Below are 16,871 nucleotides of genomic sequence, written 5' to 3'. Positions count from 1 at the left end.
TTAAGTCTCCAGAAATTCAAAGATGGAAGGTCAGGTAGCGCTCGCGGCTGGCAGACAGTTGCTCCAGACGGACCTGTACCGAATAGGCTTGCTCAATGTTGCCGGGGGTCAGCACCGTCTCCGGCATTCCCTGGGCAACCAGTCGGCCCTCATGCAACAGCAAGACCTTGTCGCAGACACGGCTTGCCAGGTTGAGGTCGTGCAGGCTGGTGACAATGGTAATGTCCAGATCGGCAATCAGCTCGACGATCTCGAGCTGATGACGGATGTCCAGATGGTTCGTCGGCTCATCCAGCACCAGAAGCCTTGGTTCTTGCGCCAGCGCCCGGGCCACCATCACCCGTTGCCTTTCCCCCCCGGACAATGTGCCGAAGGCTCTTTTTGCATAGGACAGCAGATCCATTTTCCCGAGACAGTCATCGACGATCTCGGCGTCCCGCTTGCCTGCGCCGGCAATACCGGTTGCATGGGGACGCCGACCGAGTGTGACGATCTCGCGCACGGACAAGGCAAAGTCGGTCGGCTGCTCCTGAAGCACGGCGGCGATCGTTTTGGCGGCCTCCCTGGCACTGATGTGCCAGAGATCCGTGCCATCCAGAAGGATTTCGCCCGTTTTCGGTTTCAGGAAGCGATAGAGCAGCCGCAACAGGGTGGATTTGCCGGCACCATTGGCGCCGGCAATTCCAAGAACCTCACCGGCAGGCAGACCGAAGCTGAGCGGATGCAGAATGGTTTTGCCCTGCCCCGTCTTCCAGCTGACCTCCCGGACAAACAGATCGATCCCCGTCATGAGAACGCCGTCCCGTCAGCTTCCGAAACGATCATCGCTGCCGGAAGCCGGCCTTGCGATGCGCTCCAGCGCTTGCCGTGGCTTTCCTCGGTCACCTCGCATCCATTTTCAATCTGGCGATACCGATTGGCGTAGTCGACCAGGTCGTCGATGTCCGTATCGTCCTCAATGTCCCCAAAGAGGTAGATCGCCTTGTCGGTGGCCTTGAATGCCAGCGTGCAAGGTCTCGAACAGCTCTCCATGTCGGCTGTTCCACTGATTTCGAATTCGTCTCCAACGACAGGCACTGCCTGTGCCATTGCACTCTTCAGCTTGCAGATCAGCCCATATCCGGGATGGCAAGTCTGCCCATTGTGACGACAGGTCGTGCAGACAAATATCTTGTGCGGATCATTGCTCATGACGCGCCTCCACGGCTTCTGCCAGTGAACCGACAGGAGGCTGCGGAAAAGCAAAGGCATTGCTTTCCTCGTTGCACAGGGCACGGCCGGATCGGGTACGTTTGGCACAATCATCATGTAATGTTATTACATTACCCATGTTCTTGCTGACAACAGATTTTTGAAGCCCATCGGGAACCATCGCGCGTGCTGCGCGCGTCGCCAGCGGATCAGCCTCGGTCAGGAGGTTGGCAAGTCTTGAGAATTCAGCAGAAAATTTCCGGTTCATATCGCCCTCCGCGATTTCGCGGGGCAGTCAGGAACCGAATGTGCAACTTTGCCGGCAGGTGCCGATTGGCCATGTCACTCACTCCTCCGGGGCACCCCGCCCGGGTTAAGGTTTAAGGTGAAATGGCAGGTCTCCTGACTTGCGGGTCATTGCTTGCCTGATCCTTCCCGGGGTCTCCCCAGTGGCGCTTTCAGGTTTGCTCACCGCTCACAGTTGCGGGGGCAGTCACGGATTTGCAGCCTTTCGGGCTCGTCGCACCGTGTTCCCTTTTAATCCCGGTCCGGAGTTCGGAGTCGGGAACCATCTCTTCCTAAGTGCGCGAACGCCTGAAAAATGTCAAAGACTTTTGCGGGTCGCCGCTCTTGTCCGAAAGCACGACAGGATGGCCAGGAGGCGGAAACACCCTGCCGCCTCGGCAGTATTGACCCTTGCCTTCAAGGCTCAAAAATCTTACCTCCGATCCATGAAACAGGATGCCCTTCCCCCGCGCGCCGCAGCGCGCCCCCTCACCCTTGAGACCCACGGCATTACCCGCCAGGACGATTTCGCCTGGCTGAGGGCGGACAACTGGCAGGAGGTCATGAAAGACCCGTCCGTGCTGGATGCCGACATCCGCAGCTATCTGGAAGCGGAGAATGCCTATCACGAAGCGCAGATGGCGCCGACGAAGGCTCTGCAGGAGAAGCTTTTTGCGGAAATGCGCGGCCGCATCAAGGAAGACGACAGCTCGGTTCCTGCTCCCGACGGCCCCTTCGCTTACGGCCTCAAGTATGAAACCGGCGGCCAGCAACCGGTTTTCTTTCGCACCCCGCGTGACGGCGGCGCGGAAACGGTTCTTCTCCATGGCGACAAGGAAGCCGAAGGAACGACATATTTCCGGATCGGCGGCGTCAGCCAGTCGACGGATCACAAGCTCATCGCCTGGGCCTATGACGACAAGGGCTCGGAATATTATTCACTGAAGCTGCGCGACGCCCAGTCTGCCAAGGATTTCGACTACGCCATCGAGGATACGGGCGGCGGCGGCGTCTTCTCGGAAGACAGCCGCTATGTCTTCTACGTTCGCCTCGACGCCAACCACCGGCCCTCGAAACTCTTCCGTCACGAAGTCGGTTCCGATCCGGCGAGCGACGTTCTCGTCTACGAGGAAAAGGATGCCGGCTTCTTCATGGGCGTCGGCAAGACCCAGTCGGGCGACACGATCGTCATCGACATTCATGATCACGAGACCTCCGAAGTCTGGATGATCCCGGCCACCGACCCGACCGCCGAACCGGTGCTTGTCGCAGAGCGCGAGACCGGTATCGAGTATTCCATCGACGATCACGGCGACACACTCTACATCCTGACCAACGCAGGCGGCGCCGAGGACTTCAAGATCGTCACTGCGCCTAAAGGCAATCCCGGCCGCGAAAACTGGTCCGATCTTGTGCCTCACAAGGCAGGATGCCTGATCCTGTCGCATTGCGTCTACAAGTCCTTCATGACGCGGCTGGAGCGCGAAGACGGATTGCCGCGCATCGTGATCCGCCGGCTTGCAGACAACATCGAGCACTCCATCGCCTTCGACGAGGAAGCCTATTCGCTCGGCCTTGGCGGCGGCTACGAGTTCGACACGAGCACGATCCGCTTCACCTATTCCTCGATGACAACGCCATCGCAGACCTTCGACTACAATGTCGAGACCCGCGAGCGTGTTCTGCGCAAGGAACAGGAAGTGCCTTCCGGCCATGATGCGGACGATTATGTCACCCGCCGGTTGATGGCTCCCGCAGCCGACAGCGAAACCGTGCCGGTGTCTGTGCTCTACCGCAAGGACACCAGGCTCGACGGCTCCGCACCTCTGCTGCTTTACGGCTATGGTTCCTACGGCATCACCATTCCGGCGAGCTTCAACACCAACTGCCTGTCGCTGGTCGACCGGGGGTTCGTCTACGCCATCGCCCATATTCGCGGCGGCAAGGACAAGGGCTTCCACTGGTACAAGGATGGGCGGCGCGAGAACAAGAAGAATACCTTCAGCGACTTCATAGCCGCAGCAGACCATCTTGTTGCGGAAAACTTCACATCGCACGACCGTATCGTCGCTCAGGGCGGCTCGGCCGGCGGCATGCTGATGGGGGCGATTGCCAATCTGGCACCGGAAAAATTCGGCGGCATCATTGCCGAAGTTCCGTTTGTCGACGTTCTGTCGACCATGCTGGACGACACGCTGCCGCTCACGCCGCCGGAATGGCCGGAATGGGGCAACCCCATCACGGACAAGGCAGCCTACGATTACATCGCGTCCTACTCGCCCTATGACAACGTCGAGGCAAAGGCCTATCCGGCCATCCTGGCGGTAGGCGGATTGACCGATCCGCGCGTGACCTACTGGGAGCCGGCCAAATGGGTTGCCAAGCTGCGGGCAACCGGCACAGGTGACAAGCTGCTGATGCTGAAAACCAACATGGAAGCCGGTCATGGCGGCGCTTCCGGCCGTTTCGACCGGCTGAAGGAAGTCGCCGAAACCCAGGCCTTTGCCCTTTTGGTGACCGACAAGGCCTGACACTTCGTCAGACCCGAGGATTTTCCGGGCGTGCGGAGCAGTTCGCACGCCCGGGAACCTAAATTCCTTTCACACGCCCTTGCGGGTACCACCCGAGCGAACGTGACTTGATTTTGACCAAGTCTTCGGCTCATGTGAGAGTTGTTGCAAATCAATCAATTGAACGGTCCTGGACCGTACCGATGCTGTTCACTGGAGCCCGTGATGACCTGCTACCGCACACTTCCGCACCGCCTTGCTGATGGGCTGAAAAAGGGGTTGCGCCTGGTTCCGGTCATGGCCGCCACGCTGAGCCTTGCCGCATGCCAGTCCTATGACACGACCGGCGGCAACGTAGTGGAAACGCTGCTGTTCTCCCCCACCTTCACCAAGAACCGGCAGGACATCCCCAGCACCTACAACACAGCTTATGACTGCCGCACCTTTACCGGCAGCGGCTGGAAAGGCATTGCCGGTGGCAAGGTCTTCAATTTCAGCCAGAAATACATCATCTCCCAGGCCGGTTGCTTCAAGACTCAAGGCGAATGCAACGCATGGCTTGCGGTCATGTCCAGCTACATCGATCAGCCGCGCTACATCCGCTGCAATCCCTACACAGCGTAGGACATCAAGCGGATCTTGCAGGATCACGCTGGACGACAGTTCCCTGAAACACGGGAAGCGCTGCCATGAACGGTTCCATGTAATCAAGCAGGCAGCGCGCCCGGGCGTTGAGCAGCCGCCCGGTGGGCCATACCGCAAAGATATCCCGTTGCTGCCCTTGCCAGTCTGCGAGCACAGGTGTGAGGCGGCCTGAAATCAGGTCATCGGAAATCTCGCTCACAGGCAACAGTGCGAGCCCGTGACCGTCGCCGGCCAGCTGCCGGGCAAGACTGATGTCATCGACAACCACACGTGCATCGACAGGCACGGTTTCGCGGCAGCCTGTTTCCCGATTTGTCAGTTGCCATTGCGGAAGCGTGGACACCCGCACCACCTTGTGCCGGCCGATCTGGTCCGGACTTTCCGGGGCACCCGCCTGTTCAAGATAAGCAGGCGCCGCAACGAGAACCGTTGCCACCACCCCGAGACGCTTCTGGTAAAGCCGCTCATCGGTTTGGGGTCCGGCCCGGAGGGCAATATCGACCCTGTGTTCCAGCAGATCCTTGTTCTCGTTGCTGAGCGTCAGCGTCAGCTGGATCTCCGGATAGGTCTTGAGAAAATCCGACCACATGGGCTGCAGGATGCCGATGGAAATATTGGTAGGCGCCGCCACCTTCAACGCTCCCCGAAGACCGTGCAGATCGGTGCTTAACCCGTCCAATGTCGTCTCAGCGTTTTGAACCAGGTCGGCAAAGGCCTCGAAATACGCCTCACCCGCCACCGTCAGATCGAACTTCCGCGCGGAGCGGAAGACCAGCTGCGTGCCTATGGTTTCCTCCAGCTTCGCCAGGCGCCGGGTCACCGTTGCCGCAGGCAATCCGAGATGCGCGGCAGCCTTTGCCAGGCTTCGATTACGCGCGATATGAACAAACAAAGCGATGTCGTCGAGCATGATTTCATTTTCAAAATTTAAACTCTCATTATTCGATATAGATTGAGATTAGAGAAATCAATAAATCTGTCTTCGTCCTTAAACGCAACGGAGACACTCATGGGCAATTACTTCATCAGCGCTGGTATCGAACTGCAACAAGGTGCGGAGCGGACCAGGGCAGAGACGGAACTGCGCCGACTTGTGGCTGAAACCCAACACGAACCCGGTTGCAATTTCTTTGAAATCCGGCAGAACCTGCAGGATCCCGACAAGTTCACCCTGTGGGAAAGCTGGACTGACAAGGACGCCCTGGCCGCCCATTTCGAAATGCCGCACACCAAGGCCTATCTCGCGCAGAACCTGACACAGGTCAGCTACATTGAAGAACTGGGCGAAATCGGCACCAGCGAAGCGATCAAAAGGTAGTCAGTCATGAAGAACCGATTGATCGCGACGTTGCTGATGTCACTGGGTCTGTCGCTCTTGATGTCGTGCTGGGTCACATTCCTGAACCTCGGCTGGAGCGACAGGTTCTTCTGGCAATGGATGAATGCCTTCCGTCTGGCCTGGCCCGCTGCTGCCGTCATCGCCTTCTTTCTTGGCCCGCCCGTGCAAAGGGCAACGCTGTTCCTTTCAGCCCGCCTGCCGTAATCAGAAAAGGAAAAACGATGCCTCTTGCCCGACAGAATTTCGAGGAACTGGGCCTGCCGGCAGGCCCCTATACTCACGCCGTTCGGCATGGACAGACGGTCTATACATCCGGTTTCACAGCTTTCGGCACACCTGCTCAGGCCGATTCGGCCGGCCCGCAAATCAAGGCGGTGTTCGCTCAGCTGCACACGATCGCCGCCCACTATGGAAGATCACTGAAAGATCTGGTGAAAGTAACCGTGTTCGTCACCGACATGACCGACTTGCCGGAAATCCGGTCAGCCCTTGCAGAACTCTATGAAAATGAGGTTCCTGCCAGCTCGCTGGTCTGTGTTGCCGCTCTGTTTCACCCACAGTTGAGGGTCGAAGTTGAAGCGATCATTGCAACCTGATCGATGAACGACTTGCAACCGGATTGAGAAATACGTATTATACCTTAGTTGAATAGCAATGGACCGGCTCTACAACTTGATGGAGATACCCGTTCCAACTTCTTGAATAACTGTGCACGGGCAAAACGACCCAATAATAAAAAGCGAAACTTGACCACCTGCTCGCAGGTGGTTTTGTTTGAAAGCGTCAGTTGTTCACCCGTTCAGTTGCTTTTTGAAGAAAACCGTCTCCAGGATCGGCGTATCGTAATAGGCGCCAACTTGCTCAAACCCCGCGGCTTTATAGAGCTTGATGGCACCCGTCATGCTTGGCAGCGTGTCCAGCAGCATCTCCCGGTAGCCGGCGGCAACCGCCGCTGCAATTACAGCCTCCACCAGCGCACCACCCACACCCTTGCCGCGTCCGTCCGGCAGGACGTAGAGCCGCTTCATTTCACACGCGCCGTCTTTTCCGAACGCTCGCAGGCCAACACAACCGAGAACCGAGCCTTCCTCATCCTTCGCCAGGAAAAGCGCCCCGGACGGCGGCGCGTATTTCCCCGGCAGACCTGCAAGCTCTTCTTCAAAGCCCTGGTAGGAAAGGTCGATGCCGAGCCAGTCGACATAGGCCCGAAACAGGTGCCGGATCGGCGCCAGGTCGCTTTCGGTTGAAACGGGTACGATTGAAATTTGCTGCGATTGAATCATGGAATGACAAAATGTCCGCGTGGTGTCGTCAGTTGGCTGTCGGCGCAACGGGCGGGATGGCTTTCAGGTAGGCGGCTATCGCTTCACGATCACTGGCAGGAAGCTTGGCCATGTTTTCCTGAACATGCACCATTTCACCGCCGACGGAATCGTATTCAGGCGTGAAGCCGCTTTCCAGATAATAGGCAATATCGCTTGCGCTCCAACTGCCGAAACCACCATCAACCGGCGTAATGTCCGGAATACGGCCTTTTCCTGTGGGAGCCGGTGCGCCACCGAGCCATTTCGCCAGATCCAGTCCCCCTGCAAAATTTCGAGCCGTGTGGCATTCACCGCAATGGCCGGGCCCTTCCACCAGATACCGCCCGCGGTCCCAAAGGGCAGGGTCGACTTCGTTCCCGCTTGAAGGGGCGGCTATGACGGGTGACGGATCCAGGAACAGCCGTTTCCACAGCCCCAACCCCCGACGGATATTGAACGGAAAACCGAGCTCGTGAGGTGGCGTCTTGCCGTTGACGGACGGCAGCGTTTTCATGAAGGCAAATAGATTGCCGATGTCTTCGCCAGACATACGGGCATAGGAAGTATAAGGGAACGCCGGGTAATAGTTTTGCCCGTCCGGCGATGTGCCATGCGTCATGGCATTGGCGAAATCAGCAAGCGACCAGGCTCCGATACCGTCTGTCGTACTGGACGAAATGTTCGGGGCAACAAACACCCCGAACGGCGTCTCCAGGCGAAGGCCGCCGCCAAGCTTCAGCTTGTCGTCTCCTGCGGCATCCTTGGCCGCATGGCAGGACGTGCAACCGCCGGCCCAGAATACAAGTTCCCCTTGCGACGCATCCCCTTGGGCAATGGCGGCAAGCTGGGCTTCGCTCAGCTTCGTCGGCGCGGACAGGAACCAACCCGCACCTGCCGCAACAACCGCAAGAACGACGAGGACGATGACAGCCTTTTTCATGAGGTCTCCCTGGGTCTTCCTGGCACCGAAACGCCAAAACAGCGGCTCTTCAACCCGGGCAAGGTGAAAAGCCGCTGATCTGTCTCACAGTCTGGAGCCTGCCTGTTGCAGTCTGTGTGCGGTAGACCCCGGAATGCCGCCGGTCAGTTTTTCTTACGGTAAGTTTCGTGGCACGATTTGCAAGAGCCGAACACGGGGCCCATCGCAGCCTTGAAAGCCTCGACATCCGCAGGACCGTCCTTGCCGGATGCTTCGAAGGCTTTTGCAGTCGCGTCCGCAAACTTGGCCAGCTCAGCGGAAAATCCGTCCGGATCTTCCCAAATGGCCGCAGCGGCTCCGGTTTCACCCTGATCGGAGCCAGCAGGGAAATAGTCTCCGAATGTCAGGGCTGCTGCATTCATCGTTGCGATGGCAGCCTTACCGGCAGCAGGAGAATAGGCGATCTCCCCTTTCATCAGGCCACCACCGAGCCCGGCAGCCGCGCCGACCGACGACATGATGGCCTGCCGGGTCGCAATCGGATCGTCAGACGCCTGAGCAATGGAACCGGCAAGGCCAATCCCGGCCGCAAGACCCAATACAACAGCCGATTTGATCATTCGCATCGTTCTCTCCCTCTCGTGGAAATTGCCTTCGGCAATGATTCACCAGTGCGAGTACAGCCCATGTACCGCTCGGTCTGAAAATCACGGTCGCGTGAAGTGCGCCATGTTCGGTGAACACAGCGTCAACGCTGACGAAACAGCCAAACAAAAAACCCCGGCCTGTTCAGGCCGGGGTTCCGCAAAACGGGATGTATCCCGAATTACTTCGTTGCAGCTTCGTACATTTCCAGCACGTAGTCCCAGTTGACCATGCTGTCGATGAAAGCTTCGAGGTACTTCGGGCGCGCATTGCGATAGTCGATGTAATAGGAGTGTTCCCACACATCGCAGCCGAGAATCGGCGCTGCGCCGTGTACCAGCGGGTTTTCACCGTTCGGGGTCTTCATGATTTCCAGCTTGCCGTCCTTGACTGCGAGCCAGGCCCAGCCGGAGCCGAACTGGCCAACACCTGCGGCGATGAAGTCGGCGCGGAACTTGTCGAAACCACCAAGATCACTGTCGATAGCGGAAGCCAGCGCACCCGGAAGCGAGCTGCCGCCACCGTCTTTCTTCATCCACTTCCAGAAGTGAATGTGGTTGTAGTGCTGACCGGCGTTGTTGAACAGCGGAGCGTTCTTGCCGAAGCTATCCTTCACGATTTCTTCCAGGGACTTGCCTTCCAGGCCGCTGCCGGCGAGCAGCTCGTTGCCTTTGGTGACATAGGCCTGGTGGTGCTTGTCGTGGTGAAACTCGAGAGTTTCAGCAGACATGTAAGGGGCCAGCGCGTCATATGCATACGGCAGGTCAGGCAATTCGAAAGACATGACAAACTCCTTAAAAGGTCGGTGACCGGCGGCGACGTTCCTGCCTCAAGAATGAATTCAGGAACGGCCGCGTCGAGCGGCAAAATAGGATTGCTGGGCCGTCACGGCAAGCGCCGATCCCTAAAATAAAGAAATTTTTTCTTTTTATTTTAGGACGTACGATCTGCCATTGACACTTCCCACGAGGGGAACGCGTCCACGCGGCTGCAGTTGCGCCATTCACGGGAATGTGACCAGTAATTTTCCAAAGAAAATCATCGTCATTTTTAACGAAATCACTTAAAAAATATAGAATTATCTAATAATATTCAGCATATTTCGATCATTATTTAATTTATATCTAGTATTATATTGAATAATAAATAGAAAATATCACTTATTTTCTCAAGAAACATTCTCCCTACCACCAACACACCTCTCAGACCAGGCTCTGAAACGGCAGTGATCTCGGCGAATGCTAAAACAACTGGATTTGATGATGTAACGACAAGACCTGCGGCTACCCGAACAGTTGCTACGGTGGAGCATGGTTCATTGCGACTGTATCCATAAGGCCTGCATGACCCGGGCTCCCGGTTCCAAGGTCCAGTCGGTGCGAACCAATGCCCTGCGAAAGGCAATGCGCACCAATACTCGGCTTGTCGCCCCTGGTGTCCGCACCGGAAACTGATCGCCTTCACCCTGCCCTAGACCAACGCAACCGGAACTCGTTCCTGGAAATGACAAAGCAGGGCGATCGTGCAAGATAGCAACGACTGCATGTCAGTTTTCACCAATCGCCTGACGACCGGAACCCCATGTCACCCATCTCGCGCTCTCCTGCCGCATTGGCTTTCGGTGGTCTGCTCGCCCTTGCAGCCGCGATGGGCATTGGCCGGTTCGTCTATACACCGATCCTGCCCTTCATGACCGACGGCCTGCGGTTGCCACCTGATGATGCCGGCCTGATCGCGTCCGCAAATTTTCTCGGATACCTGGCCGGAGCTCTTGCCGGCGCCTCAAGGTCCCTGCCCGGCAATCCCCGGCTGTGGTTTCTCGGTGGGCTTCTTGCCAGCGCCCTGACCAGTGCCGCCATGGCGCTGACCACTTCCCTGTCGCTGTTTCTGTTGATCCGCTTCGCCAGCGGGGTCGCAAGCGCCTTTGCGCTGGTCTTTTCAACCAGCCTGATCCTGGAGCGGCTGACGGCAGCCGGTCGCGGCGGTTTGAGCGCCCTCCACTTTGCCGGGGTCGGCTGCGGCATTGCCTTTTCCGCTGTTCTGGTCGCCCTTCTGGCGCATCTGGGGGCAGATTGGCGTGGGCTCTGGCTGGCCAGTGGCGCTGCCACGCTTTGCTTTCTTCTGGTGGCTGCATTTCTGGTGCCGTCCGAGCCGTCTCCCCAGCCGGTTACCACACCTGCGCAAAGCTCCCCCGACGAAGCCCCGGCATCTCCGCCGGCATCTCCGTTTGGCTCTGCCAGTCGCATCCGCCTCATTCTGGCCTACGGTCTGTTCGGTTTCGGCTATGTCATCACCGCGACCTTCGTCAATACGATCGCACGCGCCAATCCGGCGCTTCAATCAACCGAAGCCTTCGTCTGGTTGACAGTTGGGCTGTGCGCTGCACCTTCAATTTACGTCTGGAACAGGATTGCCGCCCGCATGGGCACTCGAAAGGGCTTCGCTCTTGCTTGCGTGCTGGAAGCGGCAGGGGTTGCCTTGACGGCGGTGAGCACAGCGCCTGCGCTCTTCCTCTTCGGAGCAGCGCTCCTCGGGGCAACCTTCATGGGTATCACTGCGCTTGGCCTGATGGAGGCACGGCGCGAAGTCAGCCGGGACGGACCGGCAGCAATCCGTCAGATGCTTGCGGTATTGACGGCAAGCTTTGGCGTCGGGCAGATGGCCGGGCCCTGGGTTGCCGGTCAGATGCACCATCTGACCGGGTCCTTTACTGCTTCATCCCTGGCAGCCGCCGCGGCGCTTGTGGTAGCCGCGGCTCTGGTCGTCAGATGACACTCTCCACTCAGGCGTGGGAGAATTCCCAGTAGAGTTCTCTTGCGCGAGCCGCGATCGGACCCGGCTGCAGGTCGCGGTCCTCGATCCGCTTGACCGGCGTTACCTTGCTGTAGTTCCCTGTCGAGAAGATCTCGTCGGCTTCCAGGAATTCGCCATAGTCCATGGTGCGCTCGAAAACGTCATAGCCAACGGACCGCAGCAGCTGAATGACGCGCTGACGGGTAATGCCGTTCAGGAAGGTGCCGTTGGGAACCGGCGTGTGTACCTTGCCTTCCTTGGCCATGAAGATATTGGCCGATGTCAGTTCAGCGACATTGCCCAGCATGTCGCGAACGACCGCGTTGTCGAAGCCGCGCCCCTTGGCCTCCAGCATCGCTCTCGCATTGTTGGGATAAAGGCAGCCGGCCTTGGCGTTGACAGGCATGCATTCAACAGTCGGACGGCGGAATGGAGACAGCGTGATGCTCATCGCCGCATCCTTGGGTGCCATCGGCGCATCGAACAGGCACAGGCAGAACCGCGTGCTGTCCGGATCGCCCACGATCACCCCGGGTCCGTCACTTTCGACCCAGTACATGGGCTTGACGTAGATCTGCTGGTCACCACCGAATTTGGCGCAGCCTTCCTTGGTGAGCTCGACCATTTCACCAACCTTCATGGTCGGCTTCATGCCCAGCGCCACGGCACTGTCGTTGACGCGTTTGCAGTGGAGATCGATGTCCGGCATCACACCTTCAAAGAAGCGGGCCCCGTCAAAAACGCTGGAACCGAGCCAGGAAGCGTGTGTGCGCGGGCCCATGATCGGCGGATTGCCCTCGTGCCAAGTCCCGTCGATCCAGGTCCAGGTGTCACTCCATCCGCTCATGTCTCTTCCCTTTTCTGCGCTGCGGTTGTGCAGTCTGTCCGCCGAAACAACACCGCTCATCCCGGCAGGTCAATAGCTTACCGCGAAATTGAGGAAAGTTGCTGTCATTCTTCGCAAGATACGGTGAAATCAGGATAAAAATCACCAAAACACCCACTTGAGCGACATCAATTTTTCAAGTCGGGTTCTGCAATGACAAGATGTGGATCCCCTCACCGACCTTTGGCTTGGAAACAATGCCCCCGCCCTCGGACCATTGACTCTCGTTACACAAAGTTCACTATATGTTCCCGCTACAATTTTGGGAGTTCAGGATGGAACAGCGCATTTCAGTGACGACGCTCGTGGTTGAAGACGTTGCCGAGGCACGCCGCTTCTTCGAACACGGCCTGGGATGGCAGGTTCATTCCTCGCCGGGCCCAGAAGTGGTCTTTTTCCAGGTTCCCGGCAGTGTATTTGCCCTCTATGGCCGCGCCTCCCTGGAAGAGGAAATCGGACGCTCTGTTACCGGCAGCCCCACCGGTGCGGTGACGCTCGCCTGGAACGGCAGGTCGGAAGCCGAGGTGGACACAAGCTTCCTGAAAGCGCTCGCCGCGGGTGCCCGATCGGTCAAGGAACCCCAGAAAGCCTTCTGGGGCGGGTATTCCTCTTACGTGGAAGTCCCCGGCGGTCACCTGCTCGAGATTGCCTATAACCCGTTCTGGCCGGTGGAAGAGGATGGCGCAATCACCCTGCCTCCAGTCCAATAGCAGGGCACAATTGTTGTATAAGTCCTGCCTGCGACCTTTGTCGCAGATAGCTGCGCTTGACGCAGGAGGCCGCAGGCTGTTCTCTTCCGCGGTTTCGTGAAAGGGCTTGGAGGTCTTGAAGATGGCGCATGCAGCTTACGTGTTCGATGCGTATGGAACCTTGTTCGATGTGCATGCCGCCGTCCGCAAACATGCGGAGAAGCTCGGACCGGATGCCCAGAGACTGTCGTCTCTCTGGCGGGAAAAGCAGCTTGAATATTCCTGGGTGCGTGCCCTCATGGGCAAGTATCTGGACTTCTGGGAACTGACCCAGCAAGGCCTGGACACCGCATTCGCCCTGGTGCCTTCCGCTGACAAGTCGTTGCGCGAAGATCTTCTCAGCGCCTATTGGGAACTTGATTGTTACCCGGAAGTGCCGCAGGTGCTGACCAACCTCAAGGCAACCGGCGCTAAAATCGCGATCCTGTCCAACGGATCTCCGGCCATGCTCGAAGCTGCCGCCAAGGCCGCCGGATTGACGGAACTTTTCGACGAGATCTTTTCCGTCGACGCGCTTCGAACCTTCAAGACCGATCCGCAGGTCTATGAAATGGTCACGACCCATTTCCGGATCTATCCGGAAGAGGTTTCCTTCCAGTCTTCAAACCGTTGGGATATTGCCGGTGCTACCGCATTCGGGTTCCGTACCGTGTGGATGAACCGGATGGGCATGCCTGACGAATATCCGGACCTTTCTCCCAAGGCGGTTCTGGCGGATCTGACAGGGCTCGCCACACTCGGCTGACCTGACACCACTTCCCTTCAGGAAGAGGAGACAGCGTCAGCTTTGTGTTTCTCTATTTTCAAAACAGTTCCGGCCATTTTTTCCAAAAAGGAAAAGATGTTTTGAGCGTCCGGCAAGGTTGCAGGATTCTGTAAGTGTAATATCCTTCCCTTGGTTGGGAGGAAAAGAAGAGCGACAGACTTCCTCGAGGTCATCCCGAACCAGTTACAAAACAACTGCTTAAGAACACAAACAGCTGGTTTGTCTCCGCGAAGAAGAAGGGGCGTTGAAACACTCCCCGCGCGAGCGCTCATTTGCTCCCAGACCTATTTGGGAGGATACCATGAAACAACTTACGACACGCAGGCAGGCCCTGCGGACGCTCGCAGGTGCCGGCACGGTCGGAGCAGCGACACTCGCTGCGCCGCATATCGCTTCGGCACAAGGCCAGACGACGACCTGGAAAATCCAGACGTCCTGGCCAGGCGGTGCCGGTTTGCAGATCTTCAAGGACTGGTGCGCAACCATTGCCGAAAAGACAGGCGGGGAGCTCGCCTTCCAGCCATTCGGCGCCAACGACGTCGTTGGCGATTTCCAGCTGTTCGACGCCGTCAAGAATGGCGTTCTGGACGCGGTCAACCCGTTCACGATCTATGCGCAGGGCATCATCCCCGCGGCCACCTTCCTGACGAGTTATCCGCTCGGTATGCGCAACCCGCACGAATGGGACGTGTTCTACTATTCCCTTGGCGGTCTCGAAATCGCCCGTGAACTCTACGCCGCACAGAACATGATGTTTGTCGGACCGGTGCATCACGGCCCCAACATCATCCATTCAAAGGTGCCGATCCGCTCCATCGATGACTTCCGCGGCCGCAAGATGCGCCTGCCCGGCGGCATGGTCGCCGAAGTCTTCACCGAGATCGGCGCGGAAACGACGGTGCTTCCGGGATCGGAGATTTTCCCGGCACTTGAAAAAGGCACCATCGACGTCGCCGATTATGTCGGTCCGGCGGTCAACTATGCCCTCGGTTTCAGCCAGGTCACCAAATACATCTCCATGGGCCCTCCGGGCTTCATGTCGCTGTATCAGCCGGTCGACCTTATGGACATCACCGTCGGCATGGATGCCTGGAATGCGCTCAGCCCGCAGATGCAGCAATTCGTCGAGATGGAAACACACGTCTATTCCGACATGCACCATGCAGCCATCCAGAAGGCAGACCAGGAAGCCTGGGCGAAGTTCGAGGCCGACGGCACCGAAATCACCCGGCTCAGCCAGGACGATGTCGAACTGATGACCGAAGTCGCCGTTCCGATCTGGTTCAACTATGCGAACCGGGACAAGGACAGCGCGCGCCTCTTCAAGATTCAGCTCGACTACATGATGTCCGGTTCACTCGGCTACGTCACGCCGGAGCAGGTCGAAGGCCTCGAACTCGACCTCTGATCCCAGACGACGTCTCGGGAAACGGACCCGCGCGGCCAGCCGCGCGGGTCCTGTTCAACTCAACAGGGGCTTGTTTCCCCTGGGGAAGGGAGAGGCATGCCTCATCTGGACTTTACCCTGCCGCATTGGGCCTATTGGCTGGGGCTGATCATCTTTCCGCTGATCGCCGCTGCCCTTGCCAAGCGGCCGAAGCCGACTGAACGGCGCTACTCGCTGGTGCTCGGCTATTTCATTCTCGTCACCGGCGGCATCCTGGGCCTGCATCGGCTTTACCTGAAAAGCCTGATCGGCCTGGTCTATATCCCGGTGTTCGTGCTGATCCTCTACGCCAACGCACAAAGCCAGGATGCGCGCGCGGTTGTCTCGGATATGGCCAACGCAGTGCGACAGGCGGAGCGGACGCTCGAGCGCGAAGGCGAAAGGGTGAAGACCGCAGAGGCCGATCTTCCTGCCTTGCGCCAAAAGCTCGCCGAGGCGGAAGCGCAGGCCGAAGAAGGCAGCTTTGCCAAGCGCCGCGCGGAACGGGATGTCCAGCGCGCCGAACAACGTGTCGAACAGGGCAAGGCCCGGGTGGCCGAGGCCGAAGCAACTCTGGAGACCGCCCGCCCAGCTGCCGTAACAGCTCGCGAAACCCTCGATTTCTGGGGCAATGTTGCCAAGTACGCCTTCTGGCTCCTGCTTGCAGGTGTGGCGGTCGACGCACTCCTCCTGCCCCGGCTGGTTTCCAAAGCGAACGAAAACCTGCCACCGGACCCGGAACTCAGCGAGGCGGAAAAGAAGCTCAAGGAGCTTGAAGAAGCCGAGCGCAAGGACGATGCGGATCACGTCTCTTCCGGCTGGACCGGCTGGATTGACCGGCTCTCGCTCTACTGTGGCGAGTTTGTCAGCTACTGGGCGGTGATCGCCGTTCTTGTCTACTACTTCGAGGTCATGAGCCGCTACGTCTTCGGCAGCCCGACCAACTGGGCTCACGAGGCGATGTACCTCATGTTCGGCATGCAGTACCTGATCGCCGGTTCCTACGCCATGCTGACGGAATCCCACGTACGGGTCGATGTCTTCTATGCGCCGCTGTCGCCGCGCCGCAAGGCAATTGTCGATCTGCTTACATCCGTCTTCTTCTTCATCTTCGCCGGCACCCTGCTGGTGACTTCGTGGATCTTCGCCTTCGATGCCATCGCGGTTCCCTCCGGCAACTCGCTGGTATCTGACTGGGCGCGCGGTGAAATCGGCTTCAGCGATGTCGTTGCAAGCTGGAACCTGGCCCAATGGACCGATCCGAACATCCGCTGGGGCGAAATCAGCTTCAACGAATGGGAAGTGCCGCTCTGGCCAATGAAGTGGGTCATGGTGCTCGGCGGTTTGCTGCTGGTGCTCCAGGGAATTTCCAAATTCGCGCAGGACATCCGCGCAGTGATGGGCAGGGCTTGA

At 58.3% G+C, this 16,871-nt stretch carries 19 protein-coding genes and 1 riboswitch; of the genes, 10 read left to right on the top strand and 9 right to left on the bottom strand.

The genetic code is table 11. The features are described from left to right. Positions 1-16 precede the first annotated feature (16 nt). From FIU93_RS17175 to FIU93_RS17165, 3 genes are read right to left on the bottom strand one after another with little or no spacing between them, the layout of a single operon-like run. The gene (locus FIU93_RS17175) at positions 17-790 is read right to left on the bottom strand and encodes an ABC transporter ATP-binding protein (protein WP_152506272.1); all 774 of its coding nucleotides are present in this window, start codon (positions 788-790) and stop codon (positions 17-19) included. Continuing rightward, complete coding sequence (locus FIU93_RS17170; protein WP_031269287.1) at positions 787-1,191, bottom strand: DUF1636 family protein; 405 nt, start codon at positions 1,189-1,191, stop codon at positions 787-789. The genes FIU93_RS17175 and FIU93_RS17170 overlap by 4 nt, the downstream gene beginning before the upstream one ends. Further along, positions 1,181-1,459 (bottom strand): hypothetical protein, encoded by a 279-nt coding sequence (locus FIU93_RS17165; protein ID WP_152506271.1) that lies wholly within the window; start codon positions 1,457-1,459, stop codon positions 1,181-1,183. The genes FIU93_RS17170 and FIU93_RS17165 overlap by 11 nt, the downstream gene beginning before the upstream one ends. A gap of 106 nt (positions 1,460-1,565) precedes the next feature. After that, positions 1,566-1,779: riboswitch (cobalamin riboswitch) on the bottom strand. Between the two features lie 143 nt (positions 1,780-1,922). On the opposite strand from FIU93_RS17165, the gene FIU93_RS17160 reads away from it, so the two are divergent. Both FIU93_RS17160 and FIU93_RS17155 read left to right on the top strand, forming a co-directional pair. After that, entirely contained in the window at positions 1,923-4,007 is a 2,085-nt protein-coding gene (locus FIU93_RS17160; protein WP_152506270.1) for a S9 family peptidase, read from the top strand. 204 nt (positions 4,008-4,211) lie between these two features. Further along, positions 4,212-4,610 carry a hypothetical protein gene (locus tag FIU93_RS17155; RefSeq protein ID WP_023000992.1) on the top strand — a complete coding sequence of 133 codons (399 nt, stop codon included), beginning with the start codon at positions 4,212-4,214 and terminating at the stop codon, positions 4,608-4,610. Positions 4,611-4,614: 4 nt separating this feature from the next. Here FIU93_RS17155 and FIU93_RS17150 read toward each other — a convergent pair whose 3' ends face one another. Next, positions 4,615-5,541 (bottom strand): LysR family transcriptional regulator, encoded by a 927-nt coding sequence (locus FIU93_RS17150; protein WP_152506269.1) that lies wholly within the window; start codon positions 5,539-5,541, stop codon positions 4,615-4,617. Between the two features lie 99 nt (positions 5,542-5,640). On the opposite strand from FIU93_RS17150, the gene FIU93_RS17145 reads away from it, so the two are divergent. The 3 genes from FIU93_RS17145 to FIU93_RS17135 are packed head-to-tail and all read left to right on the top strand — an operon-like array spanning position 5,641 to position 6,566. Continuing rightward, on the top strand, positions 5,641-5,949 hold the full coding sequence (locus FIU93_RS17145; protein WP_023000990.1) for a putative quinol monooxygenase: 309 nt from the start codon (positions 5,641-5,643) through the stop codon (positions 5,947-5,949). 6 nt (positions 5,950-5,955) lie between these two features. Beyond that, a complete protein-coding gene (locus FIU93_RS17140; RefSeq protein ID WP_152506268.1) occupies positions 5,956-6,174 on the top strand; it encodes a DUF2798 domain-containing protein in 219 nt (72 codons plus the stop codon). 17 nt (positions 6,175-6,191) lie between these two features. Then, the gene (locus FIU93_RS17135; protein ID WP_152506267.1) at positions 6,192-6,566 is read left to right on the top strand and encodes a RidA family protein; all 375 of its coding nucleotides are present in this window, start codon (positions 6,192-6,194) and stop codon (positions 6,564-6,566) included. 195 nt (positions 6,567-6,761) lie between these two features. Here FIU93_RS17135 and FIU93_RS17130 read toward each other — a convergent pair whose 3' ends face one another. From FIU93_RS17130 to FIU93_RS17115, 4 genes are all read right to left on the bottom strand, one after another. After that, positions 6,762-7,253, bottom strand: a complete 492-nt coding sequence (locus FIU93_RS17130) for a GNAT family N-acetyltransferase (protein ID WP_152506266.1) — start codon at positions 7,251-7,253, stop codon at positions 6,762-6,764. Between the two features lie 28 nt (positions 7,254-7,281). Next, the gene (locus FIU93_RS17125; RefSeq protein WP_152506265.1) at positions 7,282-8,214 is read right to left on the bottom strand and encodes a cytochrome c; all 933 of its coding nucleotides are present in this window, start codon (positions 8,212-8,214) and stop codon (positions 7,282-7,284) included. Positions 8,215-8,357: 143 nt separating this feature from the next. Next, positions 8,358-8,813, bottom strand: coding sequence for a cytochrome c (locus tag FIU93_RS17120; RefSeq protein WP_152507621.1), 456 nt, complete (start codon positions 8,811-8,813; stop codon positions 8,358-8,360). 206 nt (positions 8,814-9,019) lie between these two features. Beyond that, positions 9,020-9,622, bottom strand: a complete 603-nt coding sequence (locus FIU93_RS17115) for a superoxide dismutase (RefSeq protein ID WP_152506264.1) — start codon at positions 9,620-9,622, stop codon at positions 9,020-9,022. A 797-nt stretch (positions 9,623-10,419) separates the two neighbouring features. Here FIU93_RS17115 and FIU93_RS17110 point away from each other — a divergent pair. Next, positions 10,420-11,610, top strand: a complete 1,191-nt coding sequence (locus FIU93_RS17110; RefSeq protein ID WP_152506263.1) for a YbfB/YjiJ family MFS transporter — start codon at positions 10,420-10,422, stop codon at positions 11,608-11,610. A gap of 10 nt (positions 11,611-11,620) precedes the next feature. On the opposite strand, the gene FIU93_RS17105 is transcribed toward FIU93_RS17110, so the two are convergent. After that, positions 11,621-12,478 (bottom strand): branched-chain amino acid aminotransferase, encoded by an 858-nt coding sequence (locus FIU93_RS17105; protein WP_152506262.1) that lies wholly within the window; start codon positions 12,476-12,478, stop codon positions 11,621-11,623. A gap of 314 nt (positions 12,479-12,792) precedes the next feature. On the opposite strand from FIU93_RS17105, the gene FIU93_RS17100 reads away from it, so the two are divergent. From FIU93_RS17100 to FIU93_RS17085, 4 genes are all read left to right on the top strand, one after another. After that, positions 12,793-13,227 carry a VOC family protein gene (locus tag FIU93_RS17100; protein WP_152506261.1) on the top strand — a complete coding sequence of 145 codons (435 nt, stop codon included), beginning with the start codon at positions 12,793-12,795 and terminating at the stop codon, positions 13,225-13,227. 121 nt (positions 13,228-13,348) lie between these two features. Next, positions 13,349-14,011 carry a haloacid dehalogenase type II gene (locus FIU93_RS17095; RefSeq protein WP_023000980.1) on the top strand — a complete coding sequence of 221 codons (663 nt, stop codon included), beginning with the start codon at positions 13,349-13,351 and terminating at the stop codon, positions 14,009-14,011. Positions 14,012-14,333: 322 nt separating this feature from the next. Next, on the top strand, positions 14,334-15,440 hold the full coding sequence (gene dctP, locus FIU93_RS17090; RefSeq protein WP_023000978.1) for a TRAP transporter substrate-binding protein DctP: 1,107 nt from the start codon (positions 14,334-14,336) through the stop codon (positions 15,438-15,440). Positions 15,441-15,536: 96 nt separating this feature from the next. After that, positions 15,537-16,871 carry a TRAP transporter small permease subunit gene (locus FIU93_RS17085; protein WP_152506260.1) on the top strand — a complete coding sequence of 445 codons (1,335 nt, stop codon included), beginning with the start codon at positions 15,537-15,539 and terminating at the stop codon, positions 16,869-16,871.

This window comes from Labrenzia sp. THAF35 (assembly GCF_009363595.1).
In the GTDB taxonomy this organism is placed as follows: domain Bacteria; phylum Pseudomonadota; class Alphaproteobacteria; order Rhizobiales; family Stappiaceae; genus Roseibium; species Roseibium algicola.
This window is presented reverse-complemented; position numbering and strand designations above follow the sequence as displayed.

Coding starts and splice junctions, on each gene's coding strand:
- FIU93_RS17095 (WP_023000980.1), top strand. CDS start 13,349: ATGGCGCATGCAGCTTACGTGTTCGATGCGTATGGAACCTTGTTCGAT.
- FIU93_RS17140 (WP_152506268.1), top strand. CDS start 5,956: ATGAAGAACCGATTGATCGCGACGTTGCTGATGTCACTGGGTCTGTCG.
- FIU93_RS17135 (WP_152506267.1), top strand. CDS start 6,192: ATGCCTCTTGCCCGACAGAATTTCGAGGAACTGGGCCTGCCGGCAGGC.
- FIU93_RS17165 (WP_152506271.1), bottom strand. CDS start 1,459: ATGAACCGGAAATTTTCTGCTGAATTCTCAAGACTTGCCAACCTCCTG.
- FIU93_RS17175 (WP_152506272.1), bottom strand. CDS start 790: ATGACGGGGATCGATCTGTTTGTCCGGGAGGTCAGCTGGAAGACGGGG.
- FIU93_RS17100 (WP_152506261.1), top strand. CDS start 12,793: ATGGAACAGCGCATTTCAGTGACGACGCTCGTGGTTGAAGACGTTGCC.
- FIU93_RS17105 (WP_152506262.1), bottom strand. CDS start 12,478: ATGAGCGGATGGAGTGACACCTGGACCTGGATCGACGGGACTTGGCAC.
- FIU93_RS17120 (WP_152507621.1), bottom strand. CDS start 8,813: ATGATCAAATCGGCTGTTGTATTGGGTCTTGCGGCCGGGATTGGCCTT.
- FIU93_RS17170 (WP_031269287.1), bottom strand. CDS start 1,191: ATGAGCAATGATCCGCACAAGATATTTGTCTGCACGACCTGTCGTCAC.
- FIU93_RS17085 (WP_152506260.1), top strand. CDS start 15,537: ATGCCTCATCTGGACTTTACCCTGCCGCATTGGGCCTATTGGCTGGGG.
- FIU93_RS17160 (WP_152506270.1), top strand. CDS start 1,923: ATGAAACAGGATGCCCTTCCCCCGCGCGCCGCAGCGCGCCCCCTCACC.
- FIU93_RS17125 (WP_152506265.1), bottom strand. CDS start 8,214: ATGAAAAAGGCTGTCATCGTCCTCGTCGTTCTTGCGGTTGTTGCGGCA.
- FIU93_RS17115 (WP_152506264.1), bottom strand. CDS start 9,622: ATGTCTTTCGAATTGCCTGACCTGCCGTATGCATATGACGCGCTGGCC.
- FIU93_RS17145 (WP_023000990.1), top strand. CDS start 5,641: ATGGGCAATTACTTCATCAGCGCTGGTATCGAACTGCAACAAGGTGCG.
- FIU93_RS17110 (WP_152506263.1), top strand. CDS start 10,420: ATGTCACCCATCTCGCGCTCTCCTGCCGCATTGGCTTTCGGTGGTCTG.
- dctP (WP_023000978.1), top strand. CDS start 14,334: ATGAAACAACTTACGACACGCAGGCAGGCCCTGCGGACGCTCGCAGGT.
- FIU93_RS17130 (WP_152506266.1), bottom strand. CDS start 7,253: ATGATTCAATCGCAGCAAATTTCAATCGTACCCGTTTCAACCGAAAGC.
- FIU93_RS17155 (WP_023000992.1), top strand. CDS start 4,212: ATGACCTGCTACCGCACACTTCCGCACCGCCTTGCTGATGGGCTGAAA.
- FIU93_RS17150 (WP_152506269.1), bottom strand. CDS start 5,541: ATGCTCGACGACATCGCTTTGTTTGTTCATATCGCGCGTAATCGAAGC.